We start from the raw sequence: 15,546 nt of genomic DNA, 5'->3' as shown, positions 1-15,546 counted from the left end.
CACCGTCGTCGACGACGGTGCGATGGAAAGCCCGGTCGGCGGCGGCCGCCGCGGCTCGCTCAGCATCGACGACGAGGGCACGCCCACCGGCGAGACGATCCTGATCGAGGACGGCATTTTGAAGGGCTATATGCAGGACCGGCTCAACGCGCGCCTGATGGGGGTCGAACCCACGGGCAACGGCCGCCGCGAAAGCTTCGCGCACGCGCCGATGCCGCGCATGACCAACACCTTCATGCGCGGCGGCAACGACGACCCCGCCGAGCTGCTGTCGCGCGTCAAGACCGGCATTTTCGCCAAGAGCTTCGGCGGCGGCCAGGTCGACATCGTGTCGGGCAAGTTCGTCTTCAGCTGCACCGAGGCGTACAAGATCGAGAATGGCAAGATCGGCGACTCGATCAAGGGCGCGACGCTGATCGGCGACGGACCGAGCGTGCTGACCAAGGTGATGGGCATCGGCAACGACATGGCGATCGACGAGGGCATCGGCATCTGCGGCAAGGGCGGCCAGAGCGTCCCCGCCGGCGTCGGCCAGCCGACCTTGCTGGTGAGCGGGCTGACGGTCGGCGGGACGGCGTAACCCAATATCGTCATGCCGGGCTCGCCCCGGCATCCATGACGCCATCGCCGCCATGGACCCCGGAGCAAGTCCGCGGTGGCGACTGTGGTGTGCGGCTGTGACCGCCCTCACTTGGCGAACGCCCCTCCCCCGCTTATACCGCCTTCAAACACAAGAAGAATCGGGCCGCATCATCCGCGGGGGCAGCCTCCCCGCAACAGGGAGGATTTCATGCGTTCGAGCCTGCGTTTCGTTTCCGTCGCCACCATCGCCGCGATGCTCGCCGCCGTTCCCGGCTCGGCGCAAAAATCGACCGGTCCCAAGGAACGCTATGAAATGGACGTCGCGACGATGTCGGGCTTTGCCGCGATGGCGGGCGGGCGCGGCGGCCTTGGCGGCGCGATGAGCATGGCGTTCGGCGGCGATCCCAACAACCGCGTCGCGTACCAGCTTCTCCTGCGCCTCGGCTCGGGCCAGACGCCGCCCGCGCCGCCGCCGAAGGGCGACCATTTCTTCCAGCCGCAGGCGAAGCTCGGCAAATCGGTGCCGCTGATCGCGCCCGAACGCAAGGAAGGAACCTATCCCACCGAATTCGAGCGCCCGAAGGGCCGCCTGCTCCTCTATTGGGGCTGCGGCGCGAAGGCCGGTCCCGGCCAGCCCGTCGTGATCGACTTCGCCAAGGTCGCCGCCGGACAGGTGCCGCCGAACCTCTTTTCGAGCGCGGTGCCGGTAATCCGCGAGGTCAGCCAGGCGAACAGCAAATCCTATGTCGACTGGCCGAACGCAAAGGGCGGCAAGCAGCCCGGATCGGGATCTTCGCTGCTCGGCGCGCACCGCGTCGCCAGCAACATCGGCCCCGACATCAACTTCACCCTCGCGCAGGACTATATGCCGGGGCTCAGCGCCTCGACCGCGATCCAGGGCGACCAGTCGGTGATGATCCGCTGGAATCAGGTGCCGAGCGCGACCGGCTATGTCGCCTGGACGATCGGCGGCATGGACCGGCAGGACAAGGGCGGCGACATCGTCTGGTGGACAAGCAGCGCGTCGCAGCAGTTCGGCGGCGGTCTGTGGGACTGGCTGCCGCCCTCGGTCGTGGCGAACCTCATCACCAGGAAGATCGTGATGCCGCCGACGCAGACGAGCTGCCAGATCCCGGCCGAGGTCAAGAAGGCGTCGGGCGAGATGATGCTCGGCAACCTCAACGCCTTCGGGCCGGAGGCGAATTTCTCCTATCCGCCGAAGCCCGCGGGCAACGCGGTGTGGAATATCGACTGGACCGCGAAAGTCCGCTTCCGTTCGCACACGATGCTGCTGATCGGCGCCGACTTCGGCGGCATGGGCGGCTCCAGCGGCGGCGGCAGCACGCCCGCCGAGCCCGAGAAGAAAAAGAAGTGCAAGGGGCCGCTCGGCATCCCGCTGCCGACCTGCTGACCAGCCGAGCCGCGCGGCGCGTCGCCGGTCATTCACGGTTCATCGGCCCTGGTGTATGAGGCGCGCGGGTAGGGTTATCCAGACAGGAGTCGCATCATGCGTCCCATAATCCTTACGATCCTCTCCGCCGCCGTCCTCGCGGCCGCTCCCGCAGCAGCCTCCGCGCGCGAAAAGCTCGCCCCCGAGGACCAGCTCGCCAAGCTGCTCAAGGACCGCGTCGCCGGCGAACCGCAGAATTGCATCACGCTGTCGAGCGTCACGAGCAGTCAGGTGATCGACAAGACCGCGATCGTTTACAAGATCGGCGGAACCTATTGGGTCAACCGGCCGAAGGGCGCCGAATCGCTCGACGACGACGATGTGCTGGTGACCAAGACGACGGGCAGCCAGCTGTGCAGCATCGACACCGTCCAGCTCCACGATCGCTCGAGCCATTTCTGGACCGGCTTCGTGTCGCTCGGCGAATTCGTCCCCTATCGCAAGGTCAAGGCCGAATAGGACAAACCGGCTCGTCGTTGCGAGGAGCCCCTTCGGCTGGCCGATTGCCCGGCCGCTCAGGATAAATTTCTATATCGTCGAAGGCGGCGAAGCAATCCAGAGCTTGCGTAAACCGCTCTGGATTGCTTCGCTTCGCTCGCAATGACGGACGATCCTGACGCCCCCGCCCCGCCGCCCTCTGACTGGGCAAGGCAACTCCTCACATTCTGGTTCGACGACCATGGCTTCGACGACTGGTACGGCGGCGGCCCGGCGTTCGATGAGGCGGTCCGCGACTTCGCCGGCGACTGGCATGAAGCCCTTCGCGCGCTGCCCGCCGACCGTTTCCTGACCGATCCCGACACCGCGCTTGCCGCTGCGATCCTCTTCGATCAGGTTCCGCGCAACATCCATCGCCACCACGCCGACGCCTTTGCGACCGACGATCTCGCGCGCGCCATCGCACGCGGGATCGTCGCGCACGGTTGGGACCGCGACTATCCCGAGAATCGCCGCCAGTTCGCCTATCTGCCTTTCGAGCATAGCGAGGATATCGCCGACCAGCGCGAATCGTTGCGGCTGATGGCCGGGCTCGCCGACCCGCGCTCGCTCGAATATGCCCGGAAGCATTTCGATATCATCGACCGCTTCGGCCGCTTCCCGCATCGCAACCTCGCGCTGGGCCGCGCGTCGCGCCCCGACGAGGCCGCGGCGATAGAAGCGGGCAAGGATTGGTGATAGGGCCGGACCGACACGGAGAGCAGCCATGGCAGACTTCACCGATACGCTGACCGACAAGCATATCGCCTTCATCGAAAAACAGCCGGTCTATTTCACCGCGACCGCCGCGAGCGAGGGCCGGATCAACCTGTCGCCCAAGGGCTATGCCGACAGCTTCCGCGTGCTGTCCGACCGCCAGGTCGCCTATCTCGATCTCGGCGGATCGGGTAACGAGACGCACGCGCACCTCGCCGCCGACGGCCGGATCACGATCATGTTCTGCGCCTTCGACCGCACCGCTCTGATCCTGCGCCTCTACGGCCGCGGCCGCGCAGTGCTGCCGCAGGATGCCGAATGGGGCGCACTTGCGGCAAATTTCACCCTGCTCCCCGGCACGCGGCAGATCTTCGTCATCGATATAGAGAGCGTCCAGACGAGCTGCGGCTGGGGCGTCCCGATGATGGAATTGCAGCACGAACGCGATACGCTGCAGAAATATCATCGTCAGGCCGATCCCGACCTCTGGGTCGAAAAATTCCGGCAGCGCACCAGCAGCATCGATGGCCTGCCGACGCGCCCGACCGACCGCTATTTCGCGGGCGAAGCCTGATGGCGCTCGTCGAACTCGTCCGCCTGCCGAGCGGCGCCGAGGCCGAACTGCTACGCGGCCGCCTCGAAAGCGCGGGCGTCCATGCGGTCTGCTTCGATGCGGGGATGAACATCGCCGAAAGCGTCGGGTTGCTGATCCCGGTGCGCGTGATGGTGCTCGACGAGGATCTGGGTGAGGCAGAGGCCTTGCTGGCGGAGTTCGGCGTCAACTGAATTTGCAACCCAACCCCCTTGCCGTTCGTCCTGAGCTTGTTGAAGGACCTTTTTCCTCTTGAACGGTGAAACAAGGACAGTGCTTCGGCAAGCTCGGCACGAACGGATTAAGGTCGTCTCGCTCTCCCATGATCAAGGTCGCCTCCTACAATATGCGCAAGGGCATCGGGCTCGATCGCCGCCGCGATCCGGGCCGCGTGCTCTCGGTGCTCGGCGAACTCGACGCCGACATCGTCGCGCTGCAGGAAGCCGACCGCCGGTTCGGCACCCGCGCGAGCGCAATCCCGCCGCATATGCTGGCCGAACATAGCGATTACGAGGCCGTCGAACTGACCGACCGGCCGCACAGCATCGGCTGGCACGGCAACGCGCTGCTCGTCCGCAAGGGCGTCGAAGTCGAGGAGAGTCACGCCCTCCACCTGCCGACGCTCGAACCGCGCGGCGCGGTCGCCGCGACCCTGCGGATCGGCGGGCAGCGGCTGCGCGTCGTCGGCATGCACCTCGACATTTCGGGCCTTCGTCGCCGGCAACAGGCGCGTGCGATCCTCGACCATGTGGGGGCGGGCGAGCCGCTGCCGACGATTCTGATGGGCGACTGCAACGAATGGCGGAACCGCGGCGGCTGCCTCGCCGACTTCGGGGCGCAGCATCACCTGGTCGACACGGGGCACAGCTTCCATAGCCGCAGGCCCGTGGCGAAGCTCGACCGCATCTTCGCCTCGCCCGACCTGAAAGCGGTCGAGGCGGGGGTGCACCGCAGCGCGCTCGCGGCAAGAGCGTCGGACCATCTGCCGATCTGGGCGCGCTTCGAGCGGGTCTGACCTCCCCCCCCCCGCAGGCGGGAGGGGAGCTCTCCTGCCTAAAAAACAGGCAACGCCCTGCCTCGCCTGCCCAATCTGCGAACGATTACATCACTCGCGGACGCCAAAACCGTCACAAAATGTTAACTTTTGCGCACCCCGCGCAATCTGGCACGGCTGTTGCACCGCAGCATGAGCCATAAAGCAAAAGGGGGCATCATGAAGCTGATCCTGGCTATCATCAAACCGTTCAAGCTCGACGAGGTGCGCGAAGCGCTGACCGGGCTCGGCATCGCCGGCATGACCGTCACCGAGGTCAAGGGTTTCGGCCGGCAAAAGGGGCAGACCGAAATCTACCGCGGCGCCGAATATGCAACCAACATGGTCCCGAAGGTGAAGATCGAGCTCGTCTGCGACGACGCGCTCGCGCCGCGGGTCGTCGAAACGCTTCAGCAAAGCGCCGGGACCGGCTCGATCGGCGACGGCAAGATCTTCGTCCTCGACGTCGGCCAGGCCGTGCGCATCCGCACGGGCGAAACCGGCGAGGCGGCTCTGTAATGATAAAGGGGGAAGCAATGAAGTTCGCAAACAAGATGGCGGCGGGAGCGGGGGCGGTTGGCCTCGCGCTGTTCGCCGCGCTGCCTGTCTGGGCGCAGGAAGCGGCGACCGCAGTCGCGGCGCCTGCCGCGCCGGCCGCCGAAGCGGCAAAGCCCGTCGCGAATCCCGGCAATAACGCCTGGATGATGACCTCGACCGTGCTGGTGCTGCTGATGATCCTGCCCGGCCTCGCGCTGTTCTACGGCGGCCTGACCCGCACCAAGAACATGCTGTCGACGATGACGCAGATCGGCGCTGCCGCCTGCCTCGCCATGCTGATCTGGGTGATGTACGGCTACGGCCTAGCCTTCGGCCCCGAAGGCAATCAATTCATCGCCTGGGGCAAATTCTTCCTCGCCGGTGTCAACGCGGATTCTACTGCGGCGACCTTCACCGACGAGGTGATCAGCGAATATGTGTTCATCTCGTTCCAGATGACCTTTGCGGCGATCACGCTCGCGCTGGTGCTCGGTTCGGTCGTCGAACGCATGAAATTCTCGGCGGTGATGGTGTTCGGCGCCATCTGGCTCACGATCGTCTATTTCCCGATCGCGCATATGGTGTGGGCGGGCGGCGGCCTGTTCTTCGAAATGGGCGCGCTCGACTTCGCCGGCGGCACCGTGGTGCACATCAACGCAGGCGTCTCGGCGCTCGTCGCTGCGCTCATCCTGGGCAAGCGCATCGGCTACACCAAGGAAATCATGGCGCCGCATTCGCTGACGCTGACCATGGTCGGTACCGGCCTGCTGTGGGTGGGCTGGTTCGGCTTCAACGCCGGATCGGCGCTCGAAGCCAATGGGTCGGCCGGTCTCGCGATGATCAACACCTTCGTCGCGACGGCATCGGCGGGCCTGTTCTGGATGCTGGCGGAACGCGCAGGTGGTCACAAGCCTTCGGCTCTCGGCTTCTGCTCGGGCATCATCGCCGGTCTCGTTGCGGTCACCCCCGCGGCCGGCAACTCGGGCCCGTTCGGCGCGATCCTGCTCGGCGCGGTCGCCTCGATCGTCTGCTACTTCGCGGTAACGAAGCTCAAGACCAAGCTCGGCTATGACGACTCGCTCGATGCTTTCGGCATCCACGGCATCGGCGGGATGATCGGCGCGATCGGTACCGCGGTCACCATGCTCACCGCGATCGGCGGCCCCGCCGGCGACGACTACGACCTTGGCAGCCAGCTGGTCACGCAGGTTTCGGCGGTTGCCACGACGATCGTCTGGTCGACCGTGGGCACCGTCGTCGCCATCTATGTCGCCAAGCTCCTTACCGGCCTGCGCGTCAGCGAAGAGGTCGAACGCGAAGGTCTCGATCTCGGCGAGCATGGGGAGCGCGCGTACAACTACTGATCAAGAGACAGGATACCCGCCGCCGCCGCTCTCTCTCCTCTTTCAAACGGCGGCGGCGGGATCCTACCCAGGTTCCTCCTGCGAACCACTGGCCGGGACTTGTTCCCGGCCTTTTTTTCGGCCTCTTTCGACCGTGGCCGGGATGCAACAGTCTCCGGCCATTTTGGGCGCCCGATTCGTGCCCCATTGCCTTGGACTCCGCAAAAGCGCAGCATCGTCGCACGCCGGGGCAACATAGCCCCGCGGAAAGCAACTGGGAGGACATCATGGTTCGCACGACCCTGCTGGCGGGGCTTTCGACGCTCGCGCTCGCCATCACGACCAATGCGGCGGCGCAAGAGACGCCCACCGAAACCTATGGCAACGACATCATCGTGACCGCGACCAAGCGCGACACGAGCATTCAGGACATTCCCTTCTCGATCAACGCGCAGACCGCCGAGGACATCCAGAAATCGGGCGCGGTCACGCTCGAGGATCTGTCGCGCAATGTCGCGGGTCTGTCGGTCCAGAACCTCGGCCCGGGGCAGAGCCAGGTTTCGGTCCGCGGCGTTTCGGCGGGGCAGGTCGTGCGCGACCAGCCGGGCGTCAAGGAACAGGTCGGCGTCTATCTCGACGAAAGCGTGATCTCGCTCTCGCTCTTCACTCCCGACCTCGACCTGTTCGATCTGAACCGCGTCGAAACGCTGCGCGGCCCGCAGGGCACGCTCTTCGGTTCGGGCTCGGTCGGCGGCACGATCCGCTACATCACCAACCAGCCAAAGCTCGGCACGGTCGAAGGCGCGATCGAGGGCAATCTCAACCTCGTCGACGGCGACGATCTCGGCGGGCACCTGAAGGGCGCGATCAATATTCCGATGGGCGACAAGGCGGCGCTGCGCGCGGTCGGCTATTACACCCGCTACGGCGGCTTCATCGATGCGATCGGCCCGGCAGGCAAGAAGGACGTCAACAGCGGCGAACGCTATGGCGGCCGCCTTGCGCTGACGCTGGAGCCCAGCGACAATTTCTCGATCACCCCGCGCATCGTCTATCAGAAGGTCAAGGCCGACGGCTTCAACCGGCAGGAGATCTACAATCTCTATGCCAATCAGTTCACCACGACCCGGCCGCAGGTGACCTTCGACGAGCGCGAGCAATATCTGTTGCTGCGCGAGGCGTTCGAGGACGAAACCTTCCTCGCCGACCTCAAGATCGACGTCGGCCTCGGCGGGGCGAAGCTCACCTCGGTGACAAGCTATATCAACCGCGACATTCTCGTCAGCCGCGACGCGAGCGCGCTGACCGGTTCGGTGTCGGTCGACCTCGGCTTCCCCGACGCCGCGGTGCTGCTGCCGTCGAACCTCGTCGACACGACCGACCTCGAAACCTGGACGCAGGAAGTCCGGCTGGCGTCGGACAATGACAGCCCGTTCCAGTGGGTGGTCGGCGGCTTCTATTCGAAGATCGACCGCGTCTATATGCAGCGCCTGCCCACTCCGGGCTACGACGCCTTCACCGACGCGACGCTCGGCGCCGGCACCTCCGCGGCGGTGGCGAACGGCTTCCCGGCCAATTCGCCGTACAACGCCGACCTGCCCTATGACATCAAGCAGTTCGCGATCTTCGGCGAAGTCAGCTACGACATCACCGACGCGCTGACCGCGACCGCGGGCGGCCGCTATTACGACTTCAAGGAAACGCGCAGCTTCACCTCGGGCGGCCTGTTCGCCAACGGCGACCGCCGCACCGACAGCACCAAGTCGGACGGCTTCACCCCGCGCTTCCTGCTGTCGTACGACGTCGCCGACAATGTCACGGTCAACGCGCAGGCGTCGAAGGGCTTCCGCCTCGGCGGCGTCAACGACCCGCTCAACCTGCCGCTCTGCTCGCCCGCCGACGCGGCGCTGTTCGGCGGCTTCCAGAGCTATGACGACGAAAGCCTGTGGAACTACGAACTCGGCGTGAAGTCGGGCGGCCGCGGCTTCACCTTCAACGCCGCGGGCTTCTACAACGACATCAAGAATCTGCAGGTCACGCTCGATGCCGGGAGCTGTTCGTCGCGCATCGTGTTCAACGTGCCGAAGGCGCATTCGATGGGCCTCGAATTCGAACTCGGCGTCCAGCCGGCCGACGGGCTCGACCTCAACCTGTCGGGCAGCATCATCGAGGCCGAATTCGACACCACCCTGCCCGGCGCGCTGACGACCGCGACCGGGATCCGCAACGGCAACCGCCTGCCGTCGGTGCCGAAGTTCCAGCTCTCGGCCTCGGGCAGCTATGAATTCCCGGTCTCCGACACCGCGAAGGCCTATGTCGCGGCGTCGTTCCAGCACGTCGGGACGCGCTACACGCAGCCGGCGGACCAGGAAAACAACCCGCGCACCTTCGTCCACGGGCTGCCCTTCGGCGGGGCGCCGGCGAACGCATCGACGACGGTCGACCTCAAACTGCCCGACTATCAGCTCGTCAACCTCAGCGCAGGGGTCGACTTCGACAACGGCCTGTCGCTGATCGCGTACATCAACAATGTGTTCGACGAGAATGCGCTGCTCTCGTTCGATCGCGAGCGCGGCGGTCGTGCGCGGCTCGGCTATTCGGTCGGCCAGCCGCGTACCTTCGGGATCACCGCGCGCAAGACCTTCTGAACGGCAAAGGGAGCGGGCTTTCGCAAGCGAAAATCCGCTCCCGAAACCGCACAAAAGACTGCACAATTTTTAGGCGCGGGTGCCGCAATTTTAGCCTTCCCAACATGACATTAATATGGCATTCATTGCGTCAACAGTTTCAGGAGGGGAGAGCCTGAAAGGCTGGGCCGGGACGAAAGTCCCGGCCCTCTTTTTTTGTGCGCAACATTCATGGTGCCCCGCAACCCATGTTTTCAGCGGTTTGTGCGGCGATAGCGCAGCACGGCAAAGGCCCGCCAACTTCCATCGTCCTGCAGCACCGAATCGCTGACGGTCACTATTCGGCCTTCTCCGAGGACGTAGGTCGAGCGGCCGATCTCGACGTCGGCGATGTCCCAGTGCGTCCACCAAGTTGCCCCCGAAACGCCGCCTGCGACGGGCCGGGTGCGGCCATGGCTGTCGATCCATTTCCCGCGCACGCGGCCCGTCGCATCCACGGCATAATTTGCTGCGGCGGAATATCGAACCGACGGCGCTCCGGCGATGCTCGGACGGGAGGCAAGCGACGGCGCTTCGGCAGGCGCGGCAGGGGCGAGCAGCGCCGCCGCCCACCACAGCGCGATCACGCATTCATCTCCGATTGCGAGAACATGAAGGCATTGCCGTCGGGATCGTAAAAGGTGAGCAGTTTCACGAGCCCCGGGATGTGCTGGATATCCCCATCCTGCCGCACGCCCTCGGAATCGAGATGCGCTTTCGCCGCCGCGATATCGGCGACCTCGAAAACATTGGTCGCACCGCCGCCCTGCGTCACCGCCTCGACCTGGCTGAGGCCGATGTTCACCCCCGGCATCGGCGTCGCCAGCTCGCACCAGCCGATCTCGTCGGCGCGGTAGAGCAGCCTGCACAGCATCACCCGCTCGTACCACGCAATCGACGCATCGATGCTCGTGACGCCCATCGAACAGGTGAGTTCGGATCCGATCTGAAGCGCCATGTCATTCCCTCCTTTTACCGAGGCCGCGCGCCGACCGGAGAATCGCCTCCGCCATATCGCTTGCCTCTATAGTCTGGTTTGTATAGTTAGTTGTAAATGCGGTCAAGCAAGCCCGATCCCCTGCTCGCCCAGCTTGGAAGCCATCGCTGGCTGGTCCCGCTGCTCGCCGACCTCGCGGCGCACAAGGGCGCGCGCTTCGTCGAGCTCGTCCACCGCCTCGGGTTGTCGCGCGACAGCCTGGCGCGCACGCTCGACGCCGCCGCGACGGTCGGCTGGGTGCAGCGCAATCCCGGCCACGGCCATCCGCTCCGCCCCGAATATATCCTCACCGAAAGGGGCAAGACCGCGGCCGCGCGCGCCGCGACGATCGCCGCGGCGCAGGACGCGATCGGCCTCCCGCCGGGCGCCGCGACGCGCTGGGGCCTGCCGCTCGTCGCCGGGATCGGCGCAGGACACGACCGCTTCAATGCGCTCGCGCGCCTCCTCGCGCCCGCGACCCCCCGCGCGCTGTCGCAGGGGCTGACTGCGCTCGGCAAGCATGGGCTGGTGACGCGCGAGATCCTCGACCTGCGCCCGCCGGCAAGCCGCTACGATCTGACGAAGAGCGGCGCGCTGCTCGCCGCTGCCTGTGCAGCGTGAACCTCGGCGAAAGCCGGGGCCCATCGATGATTGCGTAAAGTTTCTGGGCCCCGGCTTTCGCCGGGGGTCACTCAAGCCAGCGCCGCCTTCACGAAGTCGGCCGCACGCTCGCCGATCATGATGCTCGGCGCATTGGTGTTGCCCGAAACCAGCCGCGGCATGACGCTCGCGTCGGCGACCCACAGCCCCTCGATTCCGTTCAGCTTCAGCGTCGGATCGACCACCGCATCGGCATCGCTCCCCATCCGGCATGTCCCCACAGGATGATACACGGTGTCGGCGCGGCTGCGAATGAGCGCGTCGAGCGCGGCATCGTCATCGATATTCACCGGATGCCGGTCCACGCCGGAATAGTCCGAAAGCGGCGGCGCGGCGACGATGCGGTGCATCATTCGTACGCCCGCCCGCAGGGTCGCCATGTCGCGCTCGTCGGTCAGGAAAGCCGGATCGATCACCGGCGCCGCCGCCGCATCGGCCGACGCGAGCGTCACCGACCCGCGGCTCTCGGGACGCAGCACGCAGGCATGGACCGAAAAGCCGTGCCCCTTCACCTTCGTCCGCCCGTGATCCTCGAGCATCGCGGGGACGAAATGATATTGCACGTCGGGCGCGGGCAGGTCGGGGCGCGATTTCCAGAAGCCGCCCGCCTCGGCAAAGCAGGTCGTCATGATCCCGGTGCGCCGCGTGCGATGCTCGAAGATCGCCTTCACCATCCGCCATGTGCCGGCCAGGCTGTCGCCGAGCGGATCGGTCGAGCGCGTCTCCCAGCTCGACACATAGTCGATATGGTCCTGCAGGTCGGCGCCCACCGCCGCGCGGTCGGCTACCACGTCGATCCCCTTGTCCTTGAGATGCGCCGCGGGCCCGATCCCCGACAGCATCAATATCTGCGGGCTGTTGAACGCCCCCGCCGACAGGATCACCCCGCCGCGTGCGCGCAGCGTCTCGCGCTTCGACCCGCGCCGGATCACCACGCCGGTCGCGCGGCCGTCCTCGACGACGATCTTCTCGACCAGCGCCCCGGTGCGCACCGCGAAATTGGCCTTATCACGCAGCGGCTCGACATAGGCGCGCGCCGCCGACCAGCGCTCGCCCGCCTTCTGCGTCACCTGATAGAGGCCGAAGCCCTCTTGGTTTGCGCCATTGAAATCGGCCGTCCGCGGCAGTTGCAGCGCCGCCGCGCTCTCGACGAAGCGCTTGCTCGTCACATTGGGCCAGCGCTGGTCCATGACGTTGAGCGGACCATCGCTCCCGTGAAAATCGTCGGCCCCGCGCTCGTTGCCCTCGGCGCGTTTGAAATAAGGAAGTACCTCGGCATAGCTCCACCCGGTCGCGCCAAGCGCCGCCCACTGGTCGTAATCGAAGGCATGGCCGCGGATATAGACCATCGCGTTGATCGCGCTCGACCCGCCGAGCCCGCGCCCGCGCGGCTGGTATCCGATGCGTCCGTTCAGCCCCCGCTGCGGGACCGTCTCATATTGATAGTTCGACGATTTGGGGATGAAGGGCATGAAGCCCGGCGTCTTGACCCGCACCGTATCGTTGCGCCCGCCCGCCTCGACCAGACAGACGGTGCGCGTGCCATCCTCGGCGAGCCGTCCCGCCGCCGCACTCCCCGCGCTGCCGCCGCCGATGACGATGATGTCGAACTGATCCATGCGACTCTCCCTCGCGCCGCCTGTCGCGGTCGCCCGGGTGCTTACATGAATGTCATTAAGTTGCGAAGCAAGACCTATACCGTCGCCCCGCGAAGGCGGCGGCCGCAGCCGGCCTTGCACTCCCCATCCAGCGGCCACCGCCTTCGCGGGGTCGACGACATGCCTACTCCGCCGGTTCCTCGACCGGCCGCCCCGCCGCCCAGCGTTCCTTGATCATCGCGCTCGTCGCGCGGCTGCCGTCGTGGCTCCAGCCGGGCTCGCGCCACATATAGGAGAGCTTGTGCCGCCACGGCGCGTGCCAGACGTCTTTCGCGATTCCGACCCATTCGTGGACCGCCGCCCACAGGATGTTGAAGCTGCCGAGCTGCTTGACGATGCCATAGCGCACCGGCTCGTCGTCGCGTTCGGCGACGAAGCTGCCGAACATCCGGTCCCAGATGATGAAGACCCCCGCATAATTGGCGTCGAGATAGCGCGGGTTCACGCCATGATGGACGCGGTGGTGCGACGGCGTGTTCATCACCGCCTCGAACCATTTCGGCATCCGCCCGATCGCCTCGGTATGAATCCAGAACTGGTAGATGAGGTTCAGCCCCGCGCAGAAGAAGACCATCGCGGGCGGAAAGCCGATCAGGAACAGCGGCAGGCGGAACAGGAAGCCCAGGCTGATGAAGCCCGTCCAGGTCTGCCGCAGCGCGGTCGACAGGTTATAATGCTGCGAGCTGTGGTGGATGACATGACTCGCCCAGAACCAGCGCACGCGGTGCGCACTGCGATGGAACACATAATAGGCGAGGTCGTCGAGGAAGAAGCAGAGGATCCACGCCCACCACCATGTCTGGAAGTCGATCCCGATGTCGAACAGGCGGTACTGGTGCAGCCACACCGCCATCGCGACGACCATGCCGCCGACGAGCGCGCTCGCTACCTGACTCCCGGTGCCGAGCAGCAGCGAGGTCAGCGTGTCGCGCGCCTCGTACCGGCTGCGGTCGCGGCGCAGCGCGACGACCATCTCGGCGATCAGCAGCAGGATGAAGGCCGGGATCGCGTAGGTGACCGGATCGGGCAGCTTATCCATGCCTCAACTCGCGCATCCGGCTGGCCCACATCCCCGCATCCTTGCCCAATTGCAGCGTCACGGCGCCGAAGGTCTTCTCGGGCAGCGTCAGCGTCAGAAAATCCTTGTCGAGCCGCCCGACCGTCGCCGCGTCGACCGGGCGCGCCGCGAAATGATTGCCGTGCGCGCGCACCAGCATCATTCGCCCTTCGGCGTTGCGCACGATCGCCGCGAAACCCGCGCGGTCGCGCGCGACCTCGGTGCCGCGAAACCCCGCCTCGGCTTCCTCGGCGAGGCGGATCGCATGCGCCGCATCCTCGATCCGCGGGTCGGCGCCCAGCCCCATCCGCCCGACCAGCCAGGCGATAAACAGCACCGCGACCAGCGACGCGCCGGTCTGGATCAGGTCGGTCGCCGTCACTTCCCGCCTGCCAGCGCGTCCAGCATCGGCCGCAGCCCGGCGAGGTCATAGCCCGCCTTAGCAGCCGCGTCGACGATCGCGCCGACTTCCGCGCCGCCGCGCGCCTGCGTCAGGGCCCACAGATGCGTCGAGCGCGTGCCCGACCGGCAATAGGCCAGGATCGGGCCCGTCGCGTCGCCCAGCAGCTTGTCCAGCGCATCGATCTGCGCATGGCTGAACCCCGAATGGCCGATCGGGATCGCGGCATAGGCGATCCCCTCGGCCGCCGCGGCGTGGGCGATGTCACCGCCCTGCGGCGCCGAGGGCTCCTCGCCGTCGGGACGGTTGTTGACGATCATCGCAAAGCCCTGCGCCTTGGCCTCGGCAACATCCTCGATCGAGATTTGCGGGGCGACACTGAAGCCGGCGGACAGGGGTCTGAAATCGCTCATGCCAGCGATCTACTCCCCCCGCCCGCTTGCTGACAAGCCGGAAAGGAACGCGGTCAGGCGGCTGCCTTCGCCCCGTCTGCGGCGCGCACCGGCGGGCGCGACACGACCTCGTGAAAGCGCTCGGCATATTTGGGATGCTCGGTCCCCATCCATTTGTCCCACCAGGTGAAATAGAGGCCGTAATTGGTGTTGAAGCCGCCGCTGTGATGCAGGTCGTGATGCGTCGTCGTGTTGATCCAGCGCGTCGCCGGCGTCGACAGCCACCAGCGCGGGTGCAGCTCGAACCCGGCATGGCCCATCGCGTTGCGGATGATCTGGAAGTTGATCCACAGGAACATCACCCACACCGGCGTCGCGACGAAGAAGAGCCAGATCGGCACGAACAAAATCATCACGAACGCCTCGGGGATCGCGAAGCTGTAGGCGGCCCACGGCGTCGGTGTGATCGAGCGGTGATGCGCGCGGTGGAAATATTTGAACAGCTTCGGATGATGCATCGCGCGGTGGACCCAATAGAAATAGGCGTCGTGCGCAACGACGATCGCACCGAGCAGCGCCGCGTCGCCCCAGAAGCCGTAGCTCCCCTGAAAGCGGTGCAGCACCCCCGCATCGACGCCCCAGACGATGAACAGCGCGACGAACAGATAGACGCCGACCGTTTGCAGCGATTGCAGGAACTCGCGGCGCTTGTCGGCGGCACTCGCCTCGCGCGCCTGGATCTTGCGTGCGGCGATGCCCGACCGGCGCAGCCCCCAGACGACCGCGCTGGTGACGCTCGCGGCGACGAGATAGCGGCCGAAATCGAAGGCGAACATCGCCGGGCCCTGTTTCAGCAGGATAGCGAGGGGAGGAATGGAATCGATCATGGCGTCGTCCTTTGTCGGTGGATGACCGGCATGAAGCAGTTCTGCGCGGCGCCAGCCCCGCACAGTCGAAAATCGGCTAGCCGATTCCGGAATCGGCGAGGCGTGATTGCTGGCGGCGC

18 protein-coding genes are annotated in these 15,546 nt (G+C 66.0%); 11 read left to right on the top strand and 7 right to left on the bottom strand.

Annotated elements, in window-relative coordinates; all coding sequences use genetic code 11:
• From J1N50_RS16660 to J1N50_RS16615, 10 genes are all read left to right on the top strand, one after another.
• A partial coding sequence (locus tag J1N50_RS16660) for a metallopeptidase TldD-related protein (protein ID WP_246553694.1) occupies positions 1-580 on the top strand: 580 nt, incomplete at its 5' end.
• Between the two features lie 210 nt (positions 581-790).
• Positions 791-1,993: a hypothetical protein gene (locus tag J1N50_RS16655; RefSeq protein ID WP_215355798.1), complete on the top strand. Its 1,203-nt coding sequence runs from the start codon at positions 791-793 to the stop codon at positions 1,991-1,993.
• A 96-nt stretch (positions 1,994-2,089) separates the two neighbouring features.
• Positions 2,090-2,491 carry a hypothetical protein gene (locus tag J1N50_RS16650; RefSeq protein WP_215355796.1) on the top strand — a complete coding sequence of 134 codons (402 nt, stop codon included), beginning with the start codon at positions 2,090-2,092 and terminating at the stop codon, positions 2,489-2,491.
• A gap of 141 nt (positions 2,492-2,632) precedes the next feature.
• Positions 2,633-3,208, top strand: coding sequence for a DUF924 family protein (locus J1N50_RS16645; RefSeq protein ID WP_215355794.1), 576 nt, complete (start codon positions 2,633-2,635; stop codon positions 3,206-3,208).
• A 28-nt stretch (positions 3,209-3,236) separates the two neighbouring features.
• Positions 3,237-3,800 (top strand): pyridoxamine 5'-phosphate oxidase family protein, encoded by a 564-nt coding sequence (locus J1N50_RS16640; RefSeq protein WP_215355791.1) that lies wholly within the window; start codon positions 3,237-3,239, stop codon positions 3,798-3,800.
• Positions 3,800-4,012, top strand: coding sequence for a putative signal transducing protein (locus J1N50_RS16635; RefSeq protein ID WP_215355788.1), 213 nt, complete (start codon positions 3,800-3,802; stop codon positions 4,010-4,012). The genes J1N50_RS16640 and J1N50_RS16635 overlap by 1 nt, the downstream gene beginning before the upstream one ends.
• A 128-nt stretch (positions 4,013-4,140) precedes the next feature.
• The gene (locus J1N50_RS16630) at positions 4,141-4,833 is read left to right on the top strand and encodes an endonuclease/exonuclease/phosphatase family protein (protein ID WP_215355786.1); all 693 of its coding nucleotides are present in this window, start codon (positions 4,141-4,143) and stop codon (positions 4,831-4,833) included.
• 198 nt (positions 4,834-5,031) lie between these two features.
• Positions 5,032-5,370 carry a P-II family nitrogen regulator gene (locus J1N50_RS16625; RefSeq protein WP_003043080.1) on the top strand — a complete coding sequence of 113 codons (339 nt, stop codon included), beginning with the start codon at positions 5,032-5,034 and terminating at the stop codon, positions 5,368-5,370.
• A gap of 17 nt (positions 5,371-5,387) precedes the next feature.
• The gene (locus J1N50_RS16620) at positions 5,388-6,752 is read left to right on the top strand and encodes an ammonium transporter (protein ID WP_215355784.1); all 1,365 of its coding nucleotides are present in this window, start codon (positions 5,388-5,390) and stop codon (positions 6,750-6,752) included.
• A gap of 266 nt (positions 6,753-7,018) precedes the next feature.
• Positions 7,019-9,379, top strand: coding sequence for a TonB-dependent receptor (locus tag J1N50_RS16615; RefSeq protein ID WP_215355781.1), 2,361 nt, complete (start codon positions 7,019-7,021; stop codon positions 9,377-9,379).
• A 233-nt stretch (positions 9,380-9,612) separates the two neighbouring features.
• Here the strand turns inward: J1N50_RS16615 and J1N50_RS16610 are convergent, their stop codons facing one another.
• Together J1N50_RS16610 and J1N50_RS16605 are read right to left on the bottom strand one after the other, a co-directional pair.
• Entirely contained in the window at positions 9,613-9,984 is a 372-nt protein-coding gene (locus J1N50_RS16610; RefSeq protein WP_215355779.1) for a hypothetical protein, read from the bottom strand.
• A complete protein-coding gene (locus J1N50_RS16605) occupies positions 9,981-10,355 on the bottom strand; it encodes a VOC family protein (RefSeq protein WP_215355776.1) in 375 nt (124 codons plus the stop codon). Before J1N50_RS16605 ends, J1N50_RS16610 begins: the two co-directional genes overlap by 4 nt.
• Positions 10,356-10,451: 96 nt before the next feature.
• Here J1N50_RS16605 and J1N50_RS16600 point away from each other — a divergent pair, with 96 nt between their 5' ends.
• The gene (locus J1N50_RS16600; RefSeq protein ID WP_215355774.1) at positions 10,452-10,994 is read left to right on the top strand and encodes a winged helix-turn-helix transcriptional regulator; all 543 of its coding nucleotides are present in this window, start codon (positions 10,452-10,454) and stop codon (positions 10,992-10,994) included.
• A 71-nt stretch (positions 10,995-11,065) separates the two neighbouring features.
• On the opposite strand, the gene J1N50_RS16595 is transcribed toward J1N50_RS16600, so the two are convergent.
• The 5 genes from J1N50_RS16595 to J1N50_RS16575 form a co-directional block, all read right to left on the bottom strand.
• Entirely contained in the window at positions 11,066-12,652 is a 1,587-nt protein-coding gene (locus J1N50_RS16595) for a GMC family oxidoreductase (RefSeq protein WP_215355772.1), read from the bottom strand.
• 163 nt (positions 12,653-12,815) lie between these two features.
• Positions 12,816-13,730 (bottom strand): sterol desaturase family protein, encoded by a 915-nt coding sequence (locus J1N50_RS16590; RefSeq protein ID WP_215355769.1) that lies wholly within the window; start codon positions 13,728-13,730, stop codon positions 12,816-12,818.
• A complete protein-coding gene (locus J1N50_RS16585) occupies positions 13,723-14,130 on the bottom strand; it encodes a hypothetical protein (RefSeq protein WP_215355767.1) in 408 nt (135 codons plus the stop codon). The genes J1N50_RS16590 and J1N50_RS16585 overlap by 8 nt, the downstream gene beginning before the upstream one ends.
• The gene (locus tag J1N50_RS16580; RefSeq protein ID WP_215355765.1) at positions 14,127-14,561 is read right to left on the bottom strand and encodes a protein tyrosine phosphatase family protein; all 435 of its coding nucleotides are present in this window, start codon (positions 14,559-14,561) and stop codon (positions 14,127-14,129) included. Before J1N50_RS16580 ends, J1N50_RS16585 begins: the two co-directional genes overlap by 4 nt.
• Before the next feature lie 53 nt (positions 14,562-14,614).
• A complete protein-coding gene (locus J1N50_RS16575) occupies positions 14,615-15,427 on the bottom strand; it encodes a sterol desaturase family protein (RefSeq protein WP_246553692.1) in 813 nt (270 codons plus the stop codon).
• Positions 15,428-15,546 lie beyond the last annotated feature (119 nt).

It is taken from the genome of Sphingopyxis soli, from assembly GCF_018682675.1.
GTDB lineage: Bacteria > Pseudomonadota > Alphaproteobacteria > Sphingomonadales > Sphingomonadaceae > Sphingopyxis > Sphingopyxis soli.
Note: the sequence above shows the minus strand (reverse complement) of the source record. Positions and strands in the feature narration are given on the sequence as shown.

What these genes read in the sequence shown, in the direction of transcription:
- J1N50_RS16625 (WP_003043080.1), top strand. Translation starts at nt 5,032, where the DNA reads ATGAAGCTGATCCTGGCTATCATCAAACCGTTCAAGCTCGACGAGGTG.
- J1N50_RS16645 (WP_215355794.1), top strand. Translation starts at nt 2,633, where the DNA reads ATGACGGACGATCCTGACGCCCCCGCCCCGCCGCCCTCTGACTGGGCA.
- J1N50_RS16615 (WP_215355781.1), top strand. Translation starts at nt 7,019, where the DNA reads ATGGTTCGCACGACCCTGCTGGCGGGGCTTTCGACGCTCGCGCTCGCC.
- J1N50_RS16650 (WP_215355796.1), top strand. Translation starts at nt 2,090, where the DNA reads ATGCGTCCCATAATCCTTACGATCCTCTCCGCCGCCGTCCTCGCGGCC.
- J1N50_RS16640 (WP_215355791.1), top strand. Translation starts at nt 3,237, where the DNA reads ATGGCAGACTTCACCGATACGCTGACCGACAAGCATATCGCCTTCATC.
- J1N50_RS16600 (WP_215355774.1), top strand. Translation starts at nt 10,452, where the DNA reads ATGCGGTCAAGCAAGCCCGATCCCCTGCTCGCCCAGCTTGGAAGCCAT.
- J1N50_RS16635 (WP_215355788.1), top strand. Translation starts at nt 3,800, where the DNA reads ATGGCGCTCGTCGAACTCGTCCGCCTGCCGAGCGGCGCCGAGGCCGAA.
- J1N50_RS16575 (WP_246553692.1), bottom strand. Translation starts at nt 15,427, where the DNA reads ATGATCGATTCCATTCCTCCCCTCGCTATCCTGCTGAAACAGGGCCCG.
- J1N50_RS16590 (WP_215355769.1), bottom strand. Translation starts at nt 13,730, where the DNA reads ATGGATAAGCTGCCCGATCCGGTCACCTACGCGATCCCGGCCTTCATC.
- J1N50_RS16630 (WP_215355786.1), top strand. Translation starts at nt 4,141, where the DNA reads ATGATCAAGGTCGCCTCCTACAATATGCGCAAGGGCATCGGGCTCGAT.
- J1N50_RS16655 (WP_215355798.1), top strand. Translation starts at nt 791, where the DNA reads ATGCGTTCGAGCCTGCGTTTCGTTTCCGTCGCCACCATCGCCGCGATG.
- J1N50_RS16620 (WP_215355784.1), top strand. Translation starts at nt 5,388, where the DNA reads ATGAAGTTCGCAAACAAGATGGCGGCGGGAGCGGGGGCGGTTGGCCTC.
- J1N50_RS16605 (WP_215355776.1), bottom strand. Translation starts at nt 10,355, where the DNA reads ATGGCGCTTCAGATCGGATCCGAACTCACCTGTTCGATGGGCGTCACG.
- J1N50_RS16580 (WP_215355765.1), bottom strand. Translation starts at nt 14,561, where the DNA reads ATGAGCGATTTCAGACCCCTGTCCGCCGGCTTCAGTGTCGCCCCGCAA.
- J1N50_RS16595 (WP_215355772.1), bottom strand. Translation starts at nt 12,652, where the DNA reads ATGGATCAGTTCGACATCATCGTCATCGGCGGCGGCAGCGCGGGGAGT.